The organism is Streptacidiphilus anmyonensis (assembly GCF_000787855.1).
In the GTDB taxonomy this organism is placed as follows: domain Bacteria; phylum Actinomycetota; class Actinomycetes; order Streptomycetales; family Streptomycetaceae; genus Streptacidiphilus; species Streptacidiphilus anmyonensis.
In genome coordinates this window covers 62,941-81,001 of sequence record NZ_BBPQ01000036.1, presented here as the reverse complement: position 1 = coordinate 81,001, position 18,061 = coordinate 62,941, and the positions used below count along the sequence as shown (strand labels likewise).

The window sequence follows — 18,061 nt, the reverse complement described above, 5'->3', positions numbered from 1 at the left end:
CGGCCGTGGACAGCAGCCGCAGCTGCGTGGGGGGAAAAGTCCAGCATCCGTGTCTGGCGGGCCAGGCCCGCCATGAAGCTGACGGCCTGGAGCAGCATCGGGACCGTCGGCTTGCCGAGGCGCCGCGCGGCCTGGGAGAGCAGCATGACGCCGTCGCCGGCCACGTTGAAGGTGCCGCTGTTGGTGGTGCCGCGCCGCGGCTCCAGCGCGGCCAGCCGCAGCACCTCGACGGCGTCGTCCTCGTGGACGAACTGCAGCCGCGGGTCGAAGCCGAGGACGGTCGGCAGGACGGGCAGCGCGAAGTACTCGTTCAGCGGGGTGTCGGCGTCCGGGCCGAGGATGTTGGCGAAGCGCAGCACGCCGACCGCGACGTCGGGACGCCGCCTGGAGAAGCCGCGGACGTAGCCCTCGACCTCCACCGCGTCCTTGGCGAAGCCGCCGGTCGGCAGCAGCTTGGGCTGCATGCGCTCGTGGAAGACGGCGGGGTCGCGCGGGGCGGAGCCGTAGACGCTGGTCGTGGACTTCACCACGAGCCGGGAGACGCTGGGGGCCTTCTGCACCGCGGCGAGCAGCTGCATGGTGCCGATGACGTTGGTCTCCTTGACCGCGCCGCGGCTGGTGGAGCCCAGGGTGGTGGTGCTGACGTTGAGGTGGACCACGGTGGTGACGCCGTGCTCGGCTATCACCCGGGCCACGACGGGCCTGCGGATGTCGGCGCTGACGAAGCTGTACGGCGCGGCCCCCTCGATCGGCCGGGAGGGGGGCTGCACGTCGACGCCGACGACGTGGTCGACACCGGGCTGGTCTCTGATCACCCGCGCGAAGCGACTGCCCAGATGACGACCCACCCCGGTGACGAGAACGACGTTCCCCACGACGCCTCAGCCCCTCTCCGCTGCACTCGGACCAACGACAGCCGGACATACGAAAGCCGCCCGCACCAGACAGTAACGTCGGTGCGGGCGGCAGAACACCTTCGGCGTGGCCGAGTGGTGTTACTTCTTGTTACGACGCTGAACGCGCGTGCGCTTGAGAAGCTTGCGGTGCTTCTTCTTGGCCATACGCTTGCGGCGCTTCTTGATGACGGAACCCATGGGAACCTCACTCACTGGACTAACCCGCGAGTGCGGGCAACCGGGTCCAAACGTTGATGGAGGCCAACAGACTACCGAAGTCTGCCCGCGAAACGTAATTCGGCCCGGCGCCCGCGACGAGCGCGGGGTGCCGGGCCGGATTTCTCACCAGATCGTGCTGTCGGTCTCCTACGCGGTCTCCCGTCCCACGTAGGAGTCGCGGAGGTAGTCGTGCACCGCCTGCTCGGGCACCCGGAACGACCGCCCGACCCGGATGGCCGGCAGTTCGCTGCTGTGCACCAGGCGGTACACGGTCATCTTCGACACTCGCATCACCGAGGCGACTTCCGCCACGGTGAGGAAGTTGACCTCGTTCAGAGGCCGCTCTCCAGACGCCATGACAACACCGCACCTTCTCCGTGTGACGGGCACCGGCTTCCCCTCCGGTGACTTAAGCCAGCACACGCGTATCCCCAGAGTAGTTGCGGGTGGTACGGGTGGGAAGGGGGAGAAGGGCCTCGGGATTACCGAGACAGATCGGCCAGTTGCAGTACGTAGGCGGTCGGCAGTCTGTAGCAGTCCGGATACAGTCCGTCGTCGATCGGGACGGCCACCTCGACCTGCCCCTCCTCCGCCGCGACGAAGACCGCCGGGTCGTTGCTGTCCGCGAAGCCGGCCGCGCGCAGACCCAGCCGTCCGGCCGCGCACACCCACCCGTGGTCGCCCAGGACCAGGTCGGGGGCCGGTTCGGAGCGCTCGGCGAGGGCCGCGAGGGCGATGCGGACGGGCTGCGGCGAGTGCGTGTGGACCGGCTCGCCGGGGGCGAGGGAGCCTTCCCGTCCGTTGCTTGACGCGCCCCCTTCATACACCACCAGCACGCCCACCCGCTCGCGGTAGTCAAGGCCGCACCGGCGCGTGCCCTCACCCGAATGCATCGAGAAGCGCTGCCCACGCGCGGGCGTGCGCGTCGCGCATCCGGCGGCGCGCAGCGCGCGGCCGAAGGCGGCGTACATCGGTTGCAGGGGGCCGGGGTGCCCCGTCCCGAGCAGCACGCCGACGCGTCCGGCGGCGGTCTCGCCGAGGACGGCGGCGAGCCGTTCCAGGGCGTCGGCGGTGAGCTCGGGGTCGATGGTGTCCTGGCCGTGCCGGTGGAACGGATCGGGGCTCACCCCGCACCGGCGCGCCATGAGGGCGAGGAGCTCCGCCTCGGTCCGGTCGCCGAGCGGGTCCAGGCCGAGCAGGACGTCCGGATCCCGCCGCGCGAACCTGGCGTAGTTGCGGAGGTTCCCCTCACGGGAGGTGGCGACGTCGCCCGCGAGCCGGGTGGCGACCAGGTGGGAGACGAGCTCGTCGCGGGAGACGGGGGCCGTCACAACAGCAGTCCGTGGTGGGGGAAGACCGCCTTGCGGGTGGCGATGATCGCCTGGTCCACCCGGTCGGCCGGGTCGTAGCCGGACTCGAAGTCCTTCCAGGTGGCCGTGGAGCCGTCGGTCATCCGCTGCGGGGCGGTGGTGCGGGTGAGGGCGCGGACCATGGCCCGCCACGCCTCGGGGGTCTCCGTCTCCGGCGCGATCGGGTGTCCGGCGGACAGCGCGACGAGGTGGGACCAGGAGCGCGGGACGACGTCGACCACGGCGTAGCCGCCGCCCCCGAGGGCCAGCCACCGGTCCCCGGTGTGCGCCGCGGCGAGGTCGCGGACGGACGACATGACGGCGCGCTGCGCGTCCAGGCTGATCGCGAGATGCGCCAGCGGGTCCTCGACGTGGGTGTCGGCGCCGTGCTGGGAGACGATCACCTGCGGGTCGAACGCCGCCACCAGCGGCGGGACGATCGCGTGGAAGGCGCGCAGCCAGCCGGCGTCGCCGGTGCCCGCCGGGAGGGCGACGTTGACCGCGGAGCCGGCCGCGCCACCCGTCTCCTCGGGCCAGCCGGTCTGCGGGAAGAGGGTGCGGGGGTGCTCGTGCAGGGAGATCGTGAGCACCCGCGGATCGTCCCAGAAGACTCTCTCCACCCCGTCGCCGTGGTGGACGTCGACGTCGATGTAGACGACGCGCTCCGCTCCGAGCTCCAGCAGGCGGGCGATGGCCAGCGCGGCGTCGTTGTAGACGCAGAAACCGGACGCCTGGCCGGGCATCGCGTGGTGCAGGCCGCCCGCGAAGTTGACGGCGTGCCCGCCCTCGGCCCAGACCGCCTCCGCCCCGGCGACGGACTGCCCGGCGATCAGCGCGGAGGCGGCGTGGATGGCCGCGAACGCGGGGTTGTCCTCGGTGCCGAGGCCGCGCGCCGGATTGGGGACACCCGTCGCGGCGACCGCCTCGACCGCGGTGATGTAGCCGGGGTCGTGCACCAGCCGCAGGGTCGACTCCCCCGCGGCCGGCGCCGCGAGCACGCGGACCTCGGGGAGCGCGTCCAGGCCGAAGGCCCGCACCAGCTCCATCGTCAGCCGGAGCCGGACCGGGTCCATCGGATGGCCCGGCCCGAAGTCGTACGTCGTGAGGGCGTCGTCCCAGTACAGCCGCGTGACGGTCATACCGCCACGGTATCGGCCTGCGGCTCCTCGACGACGCTCGGCCCGAACGCCTTGCTGACGGCGAAGACCGACAGGATCAGCACCATGGGCACCAGCATGGCGACGCGGTAGCCCATCGCCCCGGCGAGACCGCCGACCAGCGGCGCGCCGACCAGGAAGCCGGCGTAGTTGAAGATGTTGAGCCGGGCCACGGCCGCGTCCGAGTCCTTGGGGAAGAGCCGCCCGCCCGCGGCGAAGACCTGCGGGACGATCACGGAGATGCCGAGGCCGACGACCGCGAAGGCGGCGACCGCGATCCAGGAGCTCGGCGAGAGCGCCACCAGCAGGAAGCCGGCGGCGCAGACCGCCGCGCCCAACCGGACGGTCCGCACGCTGCCCCAGCTCTGCACGCGCGCGTCGCCGAGCAGACGGCCGATCAGCATGACCACCATGTACGCGTTGTAGGGGACGGTGGTCATCTGGTCGGAGCTGTGCAGGCCCTCCTGGAGGTACTTGGCGGCCCAGTTGGAGACCGTGGCGTCACCGATGTAGGCGACGCACATGGCCAGGCAGAGCGGCAGCAGCGGCTTCCACGGGATGGAGCGGTTCGCGGCCTCCGTGGCCTCCTCGACGGCCCGGCCGAGCTCCGCCGGGCCCGCGTACCAGCGCCCGGCCACCAGCACGGAGGCCGCCACGACGAGGCCGACGGTGCCGAACATGGACAGCAGGCTCAGCTTGAAGTGCACCTGCGCCCAGGCCAAGGAGGCGCCGATGATGCCGCCGAGGCTGAACGCGGCGTAGAAGGTCTGCATGATGCTGCGCCCGTAGCGGTGCTGGAGCGCGACGGCGGACATGGCCTGACTGGCGTCCAGGCCGCCGACGGCGAGGCCGAAGGCGGCGAGCGCGACGGCTGCCTCCCACATCCGGTCGCCGAGTCCGACGCCGAGCAGCGTGAGGCAGACCAGTGGCTGCACCACGCGCAGCACGGCGCGCGGCGAGGTCCTCTTCACCAGATGCTCCATCGAGATGGAGCCGACGCCGGCCAGGATCGGCACGGCGGCGAGGAACACCGGCAGCATCCCGTCGCTGATCCCGTACTGGGTCTGGATGCCCGGAATGCGGGTCACCAACAGCGCGAAGACGGCGCCCTGGGCGACGTAGCTGAACAGCAGGGAGCTGCGCGCCTGCCGAAGTCTCGGCGTGATCTCGAGGGCTGCTGTGGTCATGCGGGGGTCCCTACCCTACCGGCCGGTATCCGAACAGGTTGGCGCGAGCGTACGGACTCACGGGCGGCAGCGGAACCCCCGTCCGACATCTGATCCCGGAAGGCAACCCGTGCCGAAGCACGTCGTTCCCGGGCAGAACGGCCCTCGTTCCCTACGGTGGAGCGCATGGGAATGCCAACGCGTCTCCGTCTCCGTTCCGTCCGGTCGGCCGGTCGCGCCCCAGGGGCGACGGACCCGGTCGCGCAGACGCTCGTCGCACTGTTCGGCGCGGCGGAGGTGGAGCCGACGCTGATCGGAGAGCGGCTGCTGGAGCGGGTGCCGGTGCACCGGCTTCAGGAGGCCGTCGACGCCCTGCGCGAGCGCCACGGCGAGCTGCGGAGCGTACGACGGCAGAAGGACCTGCACCTGCTGGTCTTCGCCACCGGCGCGGAGCTGGTCTGGGCTCGCCTGGACGAGGCCGACCGACTGGCCTCCTTCGTCACCGGCCCCGCCGCCCTGACCGCGCGCCTCGCGGCCCGGACCGCCACCGTCCCGGTCCCGCGCGGCACGGTCGAGACGGGGACGGTGACCGGGACGGTGACGGGGGCGGCGGTTCCAGCGGCGGTGGCGGACGACGCGGGCAGAGGCGCGGACGCGGGCAGAGGCGCGGCCGGGCCGGAGCCCGCGAGCGTGGCGCTGGACCCGCCTCCGGAGCCGCCCACGGCCCCGGCGCCCGTAGCGCCGCCGCCCGTGGCGCCCGTGCGCGCGCCCGTGCCCGTGCCCGTGCCCACGGCCGGCCCCAAACCCGCTGCCGTGACGCGGCTGCAGCGCACCGTGCTCGCCTACGCGGCCGCCACGGCAGCGGAACTGACGTTCCCCTGGCTGGCCGGCGGCGCGACGGGCTGGCTGCTGATCCTGGCGCAGACGCCGGCCTTCGCCTGGTACGTGCTGCGCACCGCGCCGACGTGGGCGCTGCCGCCGTGGTTCCGCTCGCTGCCGCTCGCCCCGGCGGTGGTCTCGGTGCTGGCCTTCGGCCACGTCCTCGGCGCGGGCCTCGGCTGGGGCGCGCCCGGCCTGCCCGAGACCGGTCTGTTCGTCGGCGTGGCCGGACTCGCCGCGTGGACGTGGCAGCGGTCCCGTCCGGTCCCCGGCGCGCCGACCGCGCACCCCCTCCAACTGCGCTCCCCGCTGCGCGGCGGCGTCTTCGTCTGCACGGAGGCCGGAGGCCCGGCCGTCAACCGCCACGCCGAGGCGTCGCTCTCCCCCGGCGGCGACCGGGCCTCCCGCTACGCGGCCGATCTGGTGCAGCTCGGCGAGGGCCCGCAGTGGCGCGGACGCCGCGCGCTCGGGCTGGCCCCCGCGACGAACGAGCGGTACGCGGTGTTCGGCCACCCGGTCGTCAGCCCCGTCGACGGCGTGGTGCTGGCGGCCGTCGACGGCCTGCCCGACCACCCGCCGCTGGCCTCCCGCACGAGCCACCCGGACGGCAACCACGTCCGCATCGGCACCGACCGCGGCGTCGTGGTCCTGAGCGGCCTGCGGGAGGACTCCGTCCAGGTCCGGCGCGGCCAGCACGTCGCCGTCGGGACCCCGCTCGGCTCGGTCGGCAACAGCGCGGCAGGGCCGGAGCCGGCCCTGCGGATGCGGGCGGAGAGCAGCGTGGGGTTGGGGCTGCCGTTCCGCCTGACGGAGGTCCGGGGGGACCTGCACCGCGGGAGGCGACTCGCGGTCGGGGACTGACCGAGAAGCCGGCTGTCGGGCCGCCTGTGGAGCCGGCTGTCGGGCTGCCGGTGGAGCCGGCTGTGGAGCTGGCTGTGGGGCTGGGGCCGGCTGAGCGCGGCGACTACAGCAGGGCGGGCAGCAGGCCCAGGTCGTCGATGATCCCCGTCGCGTCCGCCAGCCGTTCCCGCGGTGTGAGGGCCGCGTAGCCGTAGACGTCCATGCCGGCCGCGCGGGCCGCCGCGACGCCCAGGGGGCTGTCCTCGATGACGACGCACCGCTCCGGCGCCACGCCCATCCGCTCGGCGGCGTGCAGGAAGAGGTCGGGCGCGGGCTTGCCGCGGCCCACGTCCTGCGCGCTGAACAGCTGCGTGTCCGTGAAGAACGGGCCGAGCCCGGTGACCTCGTGGGCCGTGCGGATCCACGAGTGGTGGGCGGAGGAGGCGACGCAGTAGGGAACGCGGTCCGCGACGAACTCCAGCAGCTCCGCCGCGCCCGCGACGGCCGTCAGCCGCTCGCGGAACGAGGCGAACACGCGGCCGTGGAAGTCGTCGTCGAAGGTCGCGGGCAGGCGGGCGCCGTCGTAGCGCTCGGCTATGACGTCGTGGACCGTGTGCGCCGCGGCGCCCATGAAGTCGCGGTACGAGTCCTCGATGGTGGTGGGAAAGCCGAGCTCGGTGAGATAGTCCGCCAGGAGGCGGTTGGAGAGCGGCTCGCTGTCCACCAGGACGCCGTCGTTGTCGAAGATCACCAGGTCGTATCGCAGCACCCGGTCAACCCTACTTGGCCCGCGCGCGGGCCTACTTGCCCCCGGAGGCCAGCTCCTGGGAGCGGTCGCGGGCGGCCTCCAGCGCGGCCAGCAGGGCGGCGCGGACACCGTGGTTCTCCAGTTCGCGGATGGCCGCGATCGTCGTCCCGGCCGGGGAGGTGACCGCCTCGCGGAGCTTGACCGGGTGCTCGCCGGAGTCCCGCAGCATGACCGACGCGCCGACCGCGGCCTGCACGATCAGGTCGTGGGCGACCGTGCGGGGCAGGCCCAGCAGGAGGCCGGCGTCGGTCATCGCCTCGACGAGGTAGAAGAAGTAGGCGGGGCCGGAGCCGGAGAGCGCGGTGGCCGCGTCCTGCTGGGACTCCGGGACGCGCAGCGTCTTGCCGACCTGGCGGAAGATCTCCTCGGTGCGCAGCAGGTGCGCCTCGGTGGCGTGGGAGCCGGCCGAGATGACGCTCATCGCCTCGTCGACGAGGACGGGGGTGTTGGTCATGACGCGGACCACGGGGGTGCCGAGCGTCAGGCGCTCCTCGAACCAGGCGGTGGGGATGCCGGCGGCGCCGGAGATCACGAGCCGGTCGGCGGGAAGCGCGGGCGCGAGCTCGTCCAGGAGCGCGCCCATGTCCTGCGGCTTCACGGTGAGGATCACCGTGTCCGCGGCCTTGACGGCGTCCTCGTTGCCGACGACCTCGACGCCGTAGCGGGTGCGCAGCTCCTCGGCCCGCTCGGGGCGGCGGGCGGTGACCAGCACGTCGGCGGGGGACTTCCCGGCCCGCAGCAGGCCGGAGACCAGTGCCTCGCCGATCTTCCCGGTGCCGAGGACGGCGACTCGTTGCGTCATGGGCCCAGTGTGGCACCGGGCACGCGCGTGGCGCGGGGAGTGTCCGAAACCCGGGCAGGTCCAGGGCGGAGGCCGCCCGCCGGGGTCAGTGTCCGGCCAGGGAGCGGGCGAAGAAGCCCAGGTTGGCGGGGCGCTCGGCGAGGCGGCGCATGAAGTAGGCGTACCAGTCCGCGCCGTAGGGGACGTAGACGCGGACGGTCTCCCCCGCCTCGGCGAGACGCCGCTGCTCGTCGGTGCGGATGCCGTAGAGCATCTGGAACTCGTAGCTGTCCTGGGGCCGCCCGGCCCGGACGGCGAGAGCGCCGGCGATCTCGATCAGGCGCTGGTCGTGGGTGGCGACCATGGGATAGCCCTGACCCTCCATCAGCAGCCGCAGGCAGCGCACGTAGGAGCGGTCGACGTCGGCGCGGTCGCGGTAGGCGACGGACCCGGGCTCCGCGTAGGCCCCCTTGACCAGGCGGACCCGGGACCCGGCCCCGAGCAGGGCGCGGCAGTCGGACTCGGTACGGCGCAGGTAGGACTGGAGCACGACGCCGAGAGCGGGGTGGTCGTTGCGCAGCTCGGCCACGGCGGCGAGGGTGGCCTCGGTCGCGGCGTGGTCCTCCATGTCGACGGTGACGGTGGTGGCGGCCGCGTCGGCGGCGCGGCAGATCGCGCGCAGGTGCCCGCGGGCGAGCGCGGGGCCGTCGGCGCCGAGGCCGGAGCCGAGCGCGGACAGCTTGACCGACACCTCCGCGCGCCGGGCCAGCCCCGCCCGGTCCAGCGCGGCGAGCAGGCCGACGTACTCGTCGGCGACGGCCTCGGCCCGCGCGGCGTCACGGGTGTCCTCGCCGAGGTGGTCGAGGGTGACGCCGAGGCCGCGCGCCACCAGGCTGTCCGTCGCCACGACGGCGTCGGCCCGCGTCTCCCCGGCCACGAACCTGGCCACCACGGCCCGCCCTCCCGGCGCGGCCAGCACGGCCTGCCGGGCCCTCGGGCTGTCGGCGGCGGCGAGGAGGAGGCGTCGGGTCAGCATGGCGTCAGCTTAGGGGCCCGGTGGCCGCGGGCGGGCGGAGGAGGCAGCGGTGTCCGGCGGTCGTCCGCCGGGACGGTCGGGCTCCTACGCGCTCCTACGCGGGGATGAGGGGTGGACTAGGGGCAAACTCAGGGACGTCCCCTATGGCTTCTGCGGCGACACAGGCGCACCTTGGAAGCATGAGTCGTAGTGAGATCAGCCCGCGCGAGTCCGGCACGATGGCCGTGGCCTCGGCCTCGCACGGGCCGTGGCGCACGGCGGGGGTCGTCGGTCTGGTGGGTGCCGGGGCGGCCGTCGGCATCGACCTGATCACCCTGCACTGGTCGCTGGGCATCCTGGCGGGCCCGGCCAGCATCGGTCTGTTCCTCTTCTTCCTGGTCGGCGGCGCCGGTGCGGCGCTCCAGAAGAAGGGCGGGGACCGCCGCCTGCGCCGGTGGGCGCAGGAGCACCCCTGGCAGGCAGCGGGCGCGCCCGCAGCAGCGCTCGCGGTCACGAACACCATCACGCAGTTCTTCCTGAGCTCCAGCGGCCTCTTCGCGAGCATATGGACGGGCCTGTGGCACGCCGCGGTGCTGTACGCGGTCGTCGGCGTGGTCAGCAGCGTCGCGGGGGCGCGCAAGCGCTCCGGGAGCTGACGCGCGACGGACGTACGCGTCGGACATAGGGGGCGACCTGGGCAGAAGGGCGCGTGACACGCGCCCTCTTGCCGAGTTCTTACTCGATCACTCCTGTGCCTGTGTTTACGCGCTGGTCAGACTGGCGCGGTGCCGAAGATCGACGATCACCAGGACGACCCGTTCGAGAACCTTGTGCTCGACGAGGGCTTCGTCAAAGCCGCCGAGCACAAGGAGGCGTCCGCGCGTTCTCGGATGCTCGCCTCCCGGTGGAGGAAGAACCCACCGAAGGACACCTCCTGGCGGGCACCGGTCGTCCCGCTGAAGCCCCGCCGCCGTCGGCGCTGGCAGCTGCCGCTGTTCGTCGTGCTCGCCGCCGGCCTGGTCATGGCCAGCATGAACGCCGGGAAGATCCACGACTGGGCCTTCAGCAAGGCTCCGGGCGCCGCCGCGACGGAACCCGCTGCGACGAAGCCCGCCGCGCCACCGCTCACCGCGAGCCCCACGGCGGCTCCGCCGACCCCGTTCGCCGACCAGTCCCCGGATCTCCAGCACCCGTTCGCGGGCTCTCCCGCCGACAAGTGGCCCTCGGGCGCGGCCGGCATCGCCCTGCCGACGGCCAAGCCGGTCGGCATCTTCTCGGCCCGGACCGTGGCCAAGGACGAGCAACTGGTCAAGGGCTTTCTGACGGCCGCCTACCTGGACCCGAAGACGATCGCGGGCGCCTACCCGCAGGCGGCGCTGGACCTGCTGGCCCCCGACAGCGCGTCCTGGATGCGCAAGATGGTCGACCATCCGACCCCCAAGGCGGACGCGATCATGCTCGCCAGCCGCTTCGACCCCAAGGTCGCCGTCCCGGTCGGCGACGTGCGGGTCCAGGGCGAGGTCTCCCTCGCCGGCGACGGCGACAACGGTCTGCGCATCAGGACGGACTTCGACTTCGTCTACGCCTCGCACCCGCTCGGTTCGGACGAGGTGGAACGGACGATCGCCCGCAGGATCCTGACCTTCCGGTTCTACGACCCCAACCGCTACCAGGCGCTGCCGGCGGGAACGGTCTGGATCGAGAACGTCGACGGGTACACGGGCGACCAGCTGTGCGGCTTCACCAGCGGGTACCTGGTGCCCTACTTCCAGAGCAGCGCCGACCCGAGCAGCTCCGCCACGGCGGCCCCGAGCGGCAAGCCGATGGACCCGTACGACCTGTCCACGGTGCCCGACAGCAAGGCCGCCTGCTCCCTCGACAGCCGTAACTGATCAGCGCCTCCGCTTCGCCGCCTTGGCCGGCCGCCCCGCGCCGGCCTTGCGGCGGGCGGCTGCGGCGACGGCGAGCTCGTAGCGGGAGCGCTGCACGCTCTCGCCCGGGGCCTCGACGAGGCTGCGCAGGAAGTAGGAGACGAGCGAGCCGACGAAGCCGACGGCCAGCATCACGCCGAGGGACTTCTCGTCGGCCATCCAGCCGGTCAGCGAGTCCTTGCCCCGGGTGAGCACGCTCCAGGTGCGCAGCGCCGCCACGCAGCTGCACACCGCGATGGCCAGCACGAGCAGGATCTCCACGAACGCGCCGGTGTTGGCGACGACGACGCCCTGCACGGCCAGCTGCATGACGAACGCCCCCGCCGCGGCCGCGACCAGCGCGCCCACGCCGACGGCGACGCGGCGCAGCCAGTAGTCGGGACCCCGGTCCACCCAGGTGGTTCCGAACCAGCGGATGGGTGCCGCCTCCACGGACGTGGGGGCGGCGGGGGCGAGGGCGTTGCTGTCGGGCATTCTTCGATTATGCGGGGGCGGTGGCCCCTGCCGGATCAGCCCAGCCTGGTGACGTCGCGCACGGCGCCCTTGTCCGCGCTGGTGGCCATCGCGGCGTAGGCGCGCAGCGCGGCCGAGACCTTGCGCTCGCGGTTCCTCGGCGCGTAGACGCCACCCAGCTCGGCGCGGCGGGCCGCCAGCTCGTCCTCGCCGACCAGCAGCTCGACGCCGCGGTTCGGGATGTCGATGCGGATCCGGTCGCCGTCGCGGACCAGCGCGATGACACCGCCGGAGGCCGCCTCGGGCGAGACGTGGCCGATGGAGAGGCCGCTGGTGCCGCCGGAGAAGCGCCCGTCGGTGATCAGCGCGCAGGCCTTGCCCAGGCCCCGGCCCTTGAGGAAGGAGGTCGGGTAGAGCATCTCCTGCATGCCGGGGCCGCCCTTGGGGCCCTCGTAGCGGATGACGACGACGTCGCCCTCCTTGACCTGCTTGTTCAGGATCTTCTCGACGGCCTCGTCCTGCGACTCGCAGACCACGGCCGGACCCTCGAAGGTCCAGATCGACTCGTCGACGCCCGCCGTCTTCACGACGCAGCCGTCCTCGGCCAGGTTGCCGTGCAGCACGGCCAGGCCGCCGTCCTTGCTGTACGCGTGCTCGGCGGAGCGGATGCAGCCGCCGGCGGCGTCGGTGTCCAGCGACTCCCAGCGCTCGGACTGCGAGAAGGCCGTGGCGGAGCGCTGCCCGCCGGGGGCGGCGTGCCACAGCTCGACGGCCGCGTCGGACGGGGAGCCCCCGCGCACGTCCCAGGTCTTCAGCCACTCCTCGATCGAGGCGGAGTGGACCGTGTGGACGTCCTCGTTCAGCAGGCCGCCGCGGTACAGCTCGCCCAGGATGGCGGGGATGCCGCCGGCGCGGTGCACGTCCTCCATGTAGTACGTGCCCTGCGGCGCGACGTTCGGGGCGACCTTGGCCAGGCACGGCACGTGGCGGGAGAGCCGGTCGATGTCGTGGACGGTGAAGTCGACCTCGGCCTCCTGCGCGGCGGCCAGCAGGTGCAGGATCGTGTTGGTCGAGCCGCCCATGGCGATGTCCAGCGCCATCGCGTTCTCGAACGCCGCCTTGGTGGCGACCGAGCGCGGCAGCACGGACGCGTCGTCCTGCTCGTAGTAGCGGCGGGTCAGCTCCACGACCGTGCGGCCGGCGTCCTCGTACAGGCCGCGGCGGGCGGTGTGGGTGGCCAGCACGGAGCCGTTGCCCGGCAGCGACAGGCCGATGGCCTCGGTCAGGCAGTTCATCGAGTTGGCGGTGAACATCCCGGAACAGGAGCCGCAGGTCGGGCAGGCGTTCTCCTCGATCCGGCGGATGTCCTCGTCGGAGACGTTCTCGTTGACCGCGTCCGCGATGGCGTTGATCAGGTCCAGCTTGCGGACGGTGCCGTCCACGAGCACGGCCCGGCCGGCCTCCATGGGGCCGCCCGAGACGAAGACGGTGGGGATGTTGAGCCGCAGCGCGGCCATCAGCATGCCCGGGGTGATCTTGTCGCAGTTCGAGATGCAGATCAGCGCGTCGGCACAGTGCGCCTCGACCATGTACTCGACGCTGTCCGCGATCAGGTCGCGCGAGGGCAGCGAGTAGAGCATGCCGCCGTGGCCCATGGCGATGCCGTCGTCGACCGCGATGGTGTTGAACTCGCGGGGGACGGCGCCCGCGGCCTTGATCGCCTCGGAGACGATCCGGCCGACCGGGGCCAGGTGGGTGTGGCCGGGCACGAACTCGGTGAAGGAGTTCGCCACCGCGACGATCGGCTTGCCGATGTCCTCACCTGCTACACCGGACGCGCGCATGAGAGCGCGCGCGCCCGCCATGTTGCGACCGTGTGTGACGGTGCGGGACCTCAGCTGCGGCACGTGAACCAACTCCTTCGCTCGTGCCGTCGAGGGTACGCCCTATGACCGCCTGTCGGACACGCTGTCCGGCATGCGAGCACCGGCGGAGGGGGCGGCAGAGGGGGCGGTCTCCTGGCTGGCGGCCGCCAGATTCAGGCGGGTGAACGCGAGGGCCTCGGCGAGGTCGGCCTCGCGTTCGACGGGACCCGGCGAGCGGCGGGTGTTGACCTCCAGCACCACGTGCCCGTCGAAGCCGTTCCGGGCCAGCCGCTCCAGCAGCTCCGCGCAGGGCTGCGTGCCGCGCCCGGGGATCAGGTGCTCGTCCTTGGCCGAGCCGGACCCGTCCGCGAGGTGGACGTGCCCGAGCCGGTCCCCCATCCGGTCCAGCATGGCCAGGGCGTCGGCGCGGGAGGTCGCGACGTGGGACAGGTCGATGGTGAAGTGGCGGTAGTCCTCGCCGGTCGGGTCCCAGTCCGGCGCGTAGGCGGCGACCTCGCGGTCGCGGTAGCGCCAGGGGTACATGTTCTCCACGGCGAAGCGGACGTCCGTCTCGTTCGCCATCTGCCAGACCCCCTGGACGAAGTCCCGGGCGTACTGGCGCTGCCAGCGGAACGGCGGGTGGACCACGACGGTCTGCGCCCCGAGCTTCTCGGCGGCGGCGCGCGCCTTCTGCAGCTTCTGCCACGGGTCCGTGCTCCACACGCGCTGCGTGATCAGCAGACAGGGCGCGTGCACGGCCAGGATCGGCACCTGGTGGTAGTCGGAGAGCCGCCGCAGTGCCTCGATGTCCTGGCTGACCGGGTCCGTCCAGACCATGACCTCGACTCCGTCGTACCCGAGCCGTCCGGCGATCTCGAACGCGGCGGCGGTGTTCTCGGGGTAGACGGAGGCGGTCGACAGCGCGACTTTGGCTTTCGGCACGACAATGCACTCTTTCGCCACGCTCTACAGCTTAGGGACCCTTTTGCCGGGACCCGAGGTGGCGCCCGCCACAGCGGCGCGGCTGCCTACCGGTGCGCGGCCGCCTCAGGTCGACATCCGGTCCAGCCGCCGCAGGATGACGCCCTCGCGCAGCGCCCACGGGCAGATGTCCAGCTCGTCCACCCGGTACAGGTCCATCGCCGCCTCGGCGACCAGCGCCCCGGCCAGCAGCTGGCGGGCGCGGCCGGCCGAGACCCCCGGCAGCAGCACCCGCTGCTCGGTGGTCATCGCGGCCAGGCGCGGCACCCAGTCCTCCAGCGCGCCGCGCGGCAGTCTGCGGGGCACCAGCGGACCCTCCGACTCGCGGGCCGCGCCCGTGATCCGGGCGAGCTGCTTGAAGGTCTTGGAGGTGCCCACCACGTGGTCCGGCGGCCCGAGGCGGGAGACCTCCGCCACGGTGCGGGCGATCTCGGCGCGGACGTGCTTGCGCAGCTCGCGAACCCGCTCGGGGCCCGGCGGGTCGCCCGGCAGCCAGCCCGCCGTCAGCCGGCCGGCGCCCAGCGGCAGGGAGACGGCCGTGTCCGGCTCCTCGTCCAGACCGCAGGCGATCTCCAGCGAGCCGCCGCCGATGTCGAGCAGCAGCAGGCGGCCGCTGGACCAGCCGTACCAGCGACGGGCGGCGAGGAAGGTGAGGCGGGCCTCGTCGCCACCGGAAAGGACGCGCAGTTCCACGCCCGTCTCCTCCTGGACGCGTCGGAGCACCGCCTCGCCGTTCGCGGCCTCGCGGACCGCGCTGGTGGCGAACGGCAGGACCTCCTCGACGCCCTTGTCCTCGGCGACCCGCATCGAGGAGACGACCATGTCGATCAGCTGGCGCACGCCGTCCTCGCGGATCGCGCCCTCGCCGTCGAGGAGTTCGGCCAGGCGCAGCTCTATCTTGTGCGAGTACGCAGGCAACGGTGCCGCACCGGGGTGCGCGTCCACCACGAGGAAGTGGACGGTGTTGGATCCCACGTCGAGAACGCCTAGTCGCATGAGGGACCACGCTACGCGATGCCGAACGCCCCCATCTCCCGGCGCGTCAGCGAGGTGGTCGGCGGGGGCGGTCCCGCGGCGTCATAGGCTGTATGGGTGGCAGCAGTGGACGTGACGATCAGCAGCACCGCCGAGGTCAGGGCGGCCGAGAAGGCCGCGAAGAAGGCGGCCAAGGCCGCGCGCAAGCGCGAGGTTCCGCTCGACTTCCCCCGTGCCTGGGTGGAGTTCGCCGACCCGGACGACAACGAACAGGTCTTCCGGTGCGACCTGACCTGGCTCACCTCAAGCTGGACCTGCGTCTTCGGACGCGGCTGCCACGGCATCCGCCCCGGCCGCGCCAGCGACGGCTGCTGCACGCTGGGCGCGCACTGGTCCGACGACGACGACCGTGAGCGCGTCCTCGGCCACGCCGCCCGGCTCACGCCCGAGACCTGGCAGTTCCACAAGCAGGGCACCGGTCCCAAGGGCATCAGCGAGCCGGACGAGGACGGCGAGCAGCGCACCCGCCGCGTCGACGGCGCGTGCATCTTCCTCAACCGCCCCGGCTTCGCGGGCGGCGAGGGCTGCGCCCTGCACACGCTCGCGCTCGCCGAGGGCCGCGAGCCGCTGGAGACCAAGCCGGACGTCTGCTGGCAACTGCCGATCCGCCGCGGCTACGACTGGATCGACCGCCCCGACGAGACCCGCTACCTCCAGGTCACCATCGGCGAGTACGACCGCCGCGGCTGGGGGCCGGGCGGCCACGACCTCCAATGGTGGTGCACCGGCAGCCCCGACGCCCATGTCGGCGCGGACCCGGTCTACATCAGCTACCGGGCCGAGCTCACCGAGCTGATGGGCCCGGCCGGCTACGCCGAACTGGTCCGCCACTGCGAGCGCCGCCTCGACAGCCCGGCCGGCCCGGTGGCCCCGCACCCCGCTGACGGGGCCTGCTGACGGATCTGCCGGCTGAACCTGCTGGCTGAACCTTTCTGCAGATTCAGGGCGAGGCCGTGACGGGCGCCGAGGACGGGCTGGCTGACGGGCTCGGGGTCGCGGTGCGGCTCGGGGTCGGCGTGGGGGTCGGGGTCGGCGTCTGTGTCGGGGTCGGGGTCGGTGAGGCCGACGTGGGGCCGGACGTCGGCGTCTGACTCGGGCTCGGGCTCGGGACTCCGCGCCGGGTGCCCGGACCGGACAAGGTCACCACCGCGCCCGAGGGCTGGAAGACGATCCGCGCGGACCACGGGTCCGCCGGGGCCGTCGACTCGTCCAGGCTGACCAGCACCGTCAACTGCGCGCCCGGCGCCAGCGTGCCGCCGTCGCGGCTCAGGCGCAGCCAGGAGGCGTCCGTGGTCGCCGTCCACAGGAGCGCGCTGCCCCCGGTGTTGGTCAAGGTGATCACCGTACGGTCGCCGGACTGCGCCGCGCCCACCTGGAGCTGTCCCGGCGACGCGCCGCCGCCCGGACCGGCGCCCGAGGATCCGCCGGACGCCGAACTCGCCGACGGACCCGGCGAGGTGACGGTGAAGGAGACGTTCTCGCCCAGGTGGCCGCCGCCCGCGCTGACACCGGCGGAAGGCGGAGCTCCGACGGCGCCGCCCGCGTCGCCCGCGCCCCCGGGCGCCCCGGTCGACGGGCCCGGCGTGCCCTGCGTGCCCGGTGTGCCGTCGGACACCCGCACCGAGGTGACCTGCGCGGCCGGACTGCTGGGCCCGCCCCCGGCGTGCACCGCCCAGAGCGCCACCGCCGGGCCCGCGACGACCGCCGCCGCGACCGATCCGAGGACGGCCCGCTGCCGCACCACTGCGACCTGCTCGCGTTCCCCCGTCCCCGTCCGCGTCCGCTCCCGCTCGCGGTCGCCCGCCCGATCGCGGGTCCGCGTCGGGGCCGGGTGCAGCGGGAAGCCGTGCCGGTCGAAGCGCGGCTCGGGCAGGTCCTCCGCCTCGCTGCCGGCCGTGCGCAGCGCGGCCCGGGGCAGGTGCACCAGCGGCAGCGACCCCGTCGCCCGGAAGGCGCCCGGCCACGGCCCCTCGGCCGCGCCGCGCTCCGCGGTGCCCCGGCAGGTGGGGCAGTCGTCCAGGTGCCGGACCAGCTCGTTGCGCAGCGCCCTGCCGAGGACGGGGCCGCGTCCGCGCCCGAGCCTGGTCAGCTCCGGGCAGGCGTCGGCGGCGAGCACCGCGAGCGCGGCGGCGGTGCGCTCCACCTCGCAGACGCCCTGCGTCAGCAGCGCACCGGCCGCCTCTGGCCGGACCCCGAGCACGGCGGCGATCTCCTCGTTCTCCAGGGAGTGCCGGCCCGCCAGCTCCAGCGCCTCGCGCTGGGCGGGCGTCGTCCCGGCCGCCTCCGGCCAGGCCAGCCGTGCCAGCCGGGAGCGCGCCGCGGCCGAGCCCAGCCCCGAGCCCGGCCCCGAACCGGCCGTCGCCACCGGCCGCGTGCCGCCCGCCTCCGCCCGTGCCTCCAGCCGCCCCAGGCAGACGTGCCGGGCGAGCGCGTACAGCCAGGCGCGCTCCGACTCCGGCCGCCGCAGCCGGCGCCGGTGGCGCGCGGCGAGCCGCCGCGTCTGCCGCACGGCGGCCACGGCGGCGTCCTGGTCGCACAGCACCGACAGGCAGTAGCTGAACAGGGCGTCGGCGAGTTGGTCCTGCAGGGTCTCCACCTCCCCGACGGTAGAGACGGAGCGCCACCCCCTCCGGGGAAGCCACGCCCATCCACCCTTTCGGGTGAGGCGGAAGGGGCGGCCGTGCAG

General features: G+C 73.6%; 18 protein-coding genes. 4 read left to right on the top strand and 14 right to left on the bottom strand.

Going from position 1 to position 18,061, the window contains the following annotated elements:
- The 6 genes from TR50_RS26415 to TR50_RS26395 all read right to left on the bottom strand — a co-directional run.
- A partial coding sequence (locus TR50_RS26415; protein ID WP_042427011.1) for an NAD-dependent epimerase/dehydratase family protein occupies positions 1-875 on the bottom strand: 875 nt, incomplete at its 3' end.
- Positions 876-995: 120 nt separating this feature from the next.
- Positions 996-1,094, bottom strand: coding sequence for a 30S ribosomal protein bS22 (locus tag TR50_RS44630; RefSeq protein WP_003948845.1), 99 nt, complete (start codon positions 1,092-1,094; stop codon positions 996-998).
- A gap of 168 nt (positions 1,095-1,262) precedes the next feature.
- The gene (locus TR50_RS26410; RefSeq protein ID WP_037602249.1) at positions 1,263-1,472 is read right to left on the bottom strand and encodes a helix-turn-helix domain-containing protein; all 210 of its coding nucleotides are present in this window, start codon (positions 1,470-1,472) and stop codon (positions 1,263-1,265) included.
- Between the two features lie 125 nt (positions 1,473-1,597).
- A complete protein-coding gene (locus TR50_RS26405) occupies positions 1,598-2,446 on the bottom strand; it encodes a phosphatase (RefSeq protein WP_042427008.1) in 849 nt (282 codons plus the stop codon).
- Complete coding sequence (locus tag TR50_RS26400; protein WP_042427006.1) at positions 2,443-3,603, bottom strand: acetoin utilization protein AcuC; 1,161 nt, start codon at positions 3,601-3,603, stop codon at positions 2,443-2,445. Before TR50_RS26400 ends, TR50_RS26405 begins: the two co-directional genes overlap by 4 nt.
- A complete protein-coding gene (locus tag TR50_RS26395; protein ID WP_042427003.1) occupies positions 3,600-4,808 on the bottom strand; it encodes an MFS transporter in 1,209 nt (402 codons plus the stop codon). The genes TR50_RS26400 and TR50_RS26395 overlap by 4 nt, the downstream gene beginning before the upstream one ends.
- Before the next feature lie 165 nt (positions 4,809-4,973).
- Here TR50_RS26395 and TR50_RS42955 point away from each other — a divergent pair, with 165 nt between their 5' ends.
- Positions 4,974-6,527 carry a M23 family metallopeptidase gene (locus TR50_RS42955; RefSeq protein ID WP_152648649.1) on the top strand — a complete coding sequence of 518 codons (1,554 nt, stop codon included), beginning with the start codon at positions 4,974-4,976 and terminating at the stop codon, positions 6,525-6,527.
- A 103-nt stretch (positions 6,528-6,630) separates the two neighbouring features.
- On the opposite strand, the gene TR50_RS26385 is transcribed toward TR50_RS42955, so the two are convergent.
- The 3 genes from TR50_RS26385 to TR50_RS26375 form a co-directional block, all read right to left on the bottom strand.
- Positions 6,631-7,272 carry an HAD family hydrolase gene (locus tag TR50_RS26385; protein ID WP_042427055.1) on the bottom strand — a complete coding sequence of 214 codons (642 nt, stop codon included), beginning with the start codon at positions 7,270-7,272 and terminating at the stop codon, positions 6,631-6,633.
- Between the two features lie 34 nt (positions 7,273-7,306).
- Positions 7,307-8,116 carry a pyrroline-5-carboxylate reductase gene (proC, locus tag TR50_RS26380; RefSeq protein WP_042427000.1) on the bottom strand — a complete coding sequence of 270 codons (810 nt, stop codon included), beginning with the start codon at positions 8,114-8,116 and terminating at the stop codon, positions 7,307-7,309.
- Positions 8,117-8,201: 85 nt separating this feature from the next.
- Positions 8,202-9,131, bottom strand: coding sequence for a proline dehydrogenase family protein (locus TR50_RS26375; RefSeq protein WP_439654244.1), 930 nt, complete (start codon positions 9,129-9,131; stop codon positions 8,202-8,204).
- A gap of 179 nt (positions 9,132-9,310) precedes the next feature.
- Here TR50_RS26375 and TR50_RS26370 point away from each other — a divergent pair, with 179 nt between their 5' ends.
- Together TR50_RS26370 and TR50_RS26365 are read left to right on the top strand one after the other, a co-directional pair.
- Positions 9,311-9,766: a hypothetical protein gene (locus tag TR50_RS26370; protein ID WP_152648648.1), complete on the top strand. Its 456-nt coding sequence runs from the start codon at positions 9,311-9,313 to the stop codon at positions 9,764-9,766.
- 129 nt (positions 9,767-9,895) lie between these two features.
- Positions 9,896-11,002: an SCO2583/SCO2584 N-terminal domain-containing protein gene (locus TR50_RS26365; protein ID WP_042426994.1), complete on the top strand. Its 1,107-nt coding sequence runs from the start codon at positions 9,896-9,898 to the stop codon at positions 11,000-11,002.
- Here the strand turns inward: TR50_RS26365 and TR50_RS26360 are convergent, their stop codons facing one another.
- The 4 genes from TR50_RS26360 to TR50_RS26345 form a co-directional block, all read right to left on the bottom strand.
- Positions 11,003-11,515 (bottom strand): hypothetical protein, encoded by a 513-nt coding sequence (locus TR50_RS26360; RefSeq protein ID WP_042426991.1) that lies wholly within the window; start codon positions 11,513-11,515, stop codon positions 11,003-11,005.
- 35 nt (positions 11,516-11,550) lie between these two features.
- A complete protein-coding gene (ilvD, locus tag TR50_RS26355; RefSeq protein ID WP_042426989.1) occupies positions 11,551-13,401 on the bottom strand; it encodes a dihydroxy-acid dehydratase in 1,851 nt (616 codons plus the stop codon).
- A gap of 39 nt (positions 13,402-13,440) precedes the next feature.
- Positions 13,441-14,307: a sugar phosphate isomerase/epimerase family protein gene (locus TR50_RS26350; RefSeq protein WP_439654245.1), complete on the bottom strand. Its 867-nt coding sequence runs from the start codon at positions 14,305-14,307 to the stop codon at positions 13,441-13,443.
- 99 nt (positions 14,308-14,406) lie between these two features.
- Positions 14,407-15,336 (bottom strand): Ppx/GppA family phosphatase, encoded by a 930-nt coding sequence (locus tag TR50_RS26345; protein ID WP_042426982.1) that lies wholly within the window; start codon positions 15,334-15,336, stop codon positions 14,407-14,409.
- Positions 15,337-15,441: 105 nt separating this feature from the next.
- Here TR50_RS26345 and TR50_RS26340 point away from each other — a divergent pair, with 105 nt between their 5' ends.
- Positions 15,442-16,272, top strand: coding sequence for a DUF3109 family protein (locus TR50_RS26340; protein WP_042426979.1), 831 nt, complete (start codon positions 15,442-15,444; stop codon positions 16,270-16,272).
- 43 nt (positions 16,273-16,315) lie between these two features.
- Here TR50_RS26340 and TR50_RS26335 read toward each other — a convergent pair whose 3' ends face one another.
- Positions 16,316-17,971, bottom strand: a complete 1,656-nt coding sequence (locus TR50_RS26335; protein ID WP_042426976.1) for a BACON domain-containing protein — start codon at positions 17,969-17,971, stop codon at positions 16,316-16,318.
- Positions 17,972-18,061 lie beyond the last annotated feature (90 nt).

What these genes read in the sequence shown, in the direction of transcription:
- TR50_RS44630 (WP_003948845.1), bottom strand. Translation starts at nt 1,094, where the DNA reads ATGGGTTCCGTCATCAAGAAGCGCCGCAAGCGTATGGCCAAGAAGAAG.
- TR50_RS26410 (WP_037602249.1), bottom strand. Translation starts at nt 1,472, where the DNA reads ATGGCGTCTGGAGAGCGGCCTCTGAACGAGGTCAACTTCCTCACCGTG.
- TR50_RS26400 (WP_042427006.1), bottom strand. Translation starts at nt 3,603, where the DNA reads ATGACCGTCACGCGGCTGTACTGGGACGACGCCCTCACGACGTACGAC.
- TR50_RS26395 (WP_042427003.1), bottom strand. Translation starts at nt 4,808, where the DNA reads ATGACCACAGCAGCCCTCGAGATCACGCCGAGACTTCGGCAGGCGCGC.
- TR50_RS42955 (WP_152648649.1), top strand. Translation starts at nt 4,974, where the DNA reads ATGGGAATGCCAACGCGTCTCCGTCTCCGTTCCGTCCGGTCGGCCGGT.
- proC (WP_042427000.1), bottom strand. Translation starts at nt 8,116, where the DNA reads ATGACGCAACGAGTCGCCGTCCTCGGCACCGGGAAGATCGGCGAGGCA.
- TR50_RS26375 (WP_439654244.1), bottom strand. Translation starts at nt 9,131, where the DNA reads ATGCTGACCCGACGCCTCCTCCTCGCCGCCGCCGACAGCCCGAGGGCC.
- TR50_RS26370 (WP_152648648.1), top strand. Translation starts at nt 9,311, where the DNA reads ATGAGTCGTAGTGAGATCAGCCCGCGCGAGTCCGGCACGATGGCCGTG.
- TR50_RS26360 (WP_042426991.1), bottom strand. Translation starts at nt 11,515, where the DNA reads ATGCCCGACAGCAACGCCCTCGCCCCCGCCGCCCCCACGTCCGTGGAG.
- TR50_RS26345 (WP_042426982.1), bottom strand. Translation starts at nt 15,336, where the DNA reads ATGCGACTAGGCGTTCTCGACGTGGGATCCAACACCGTCCACTTCCTC.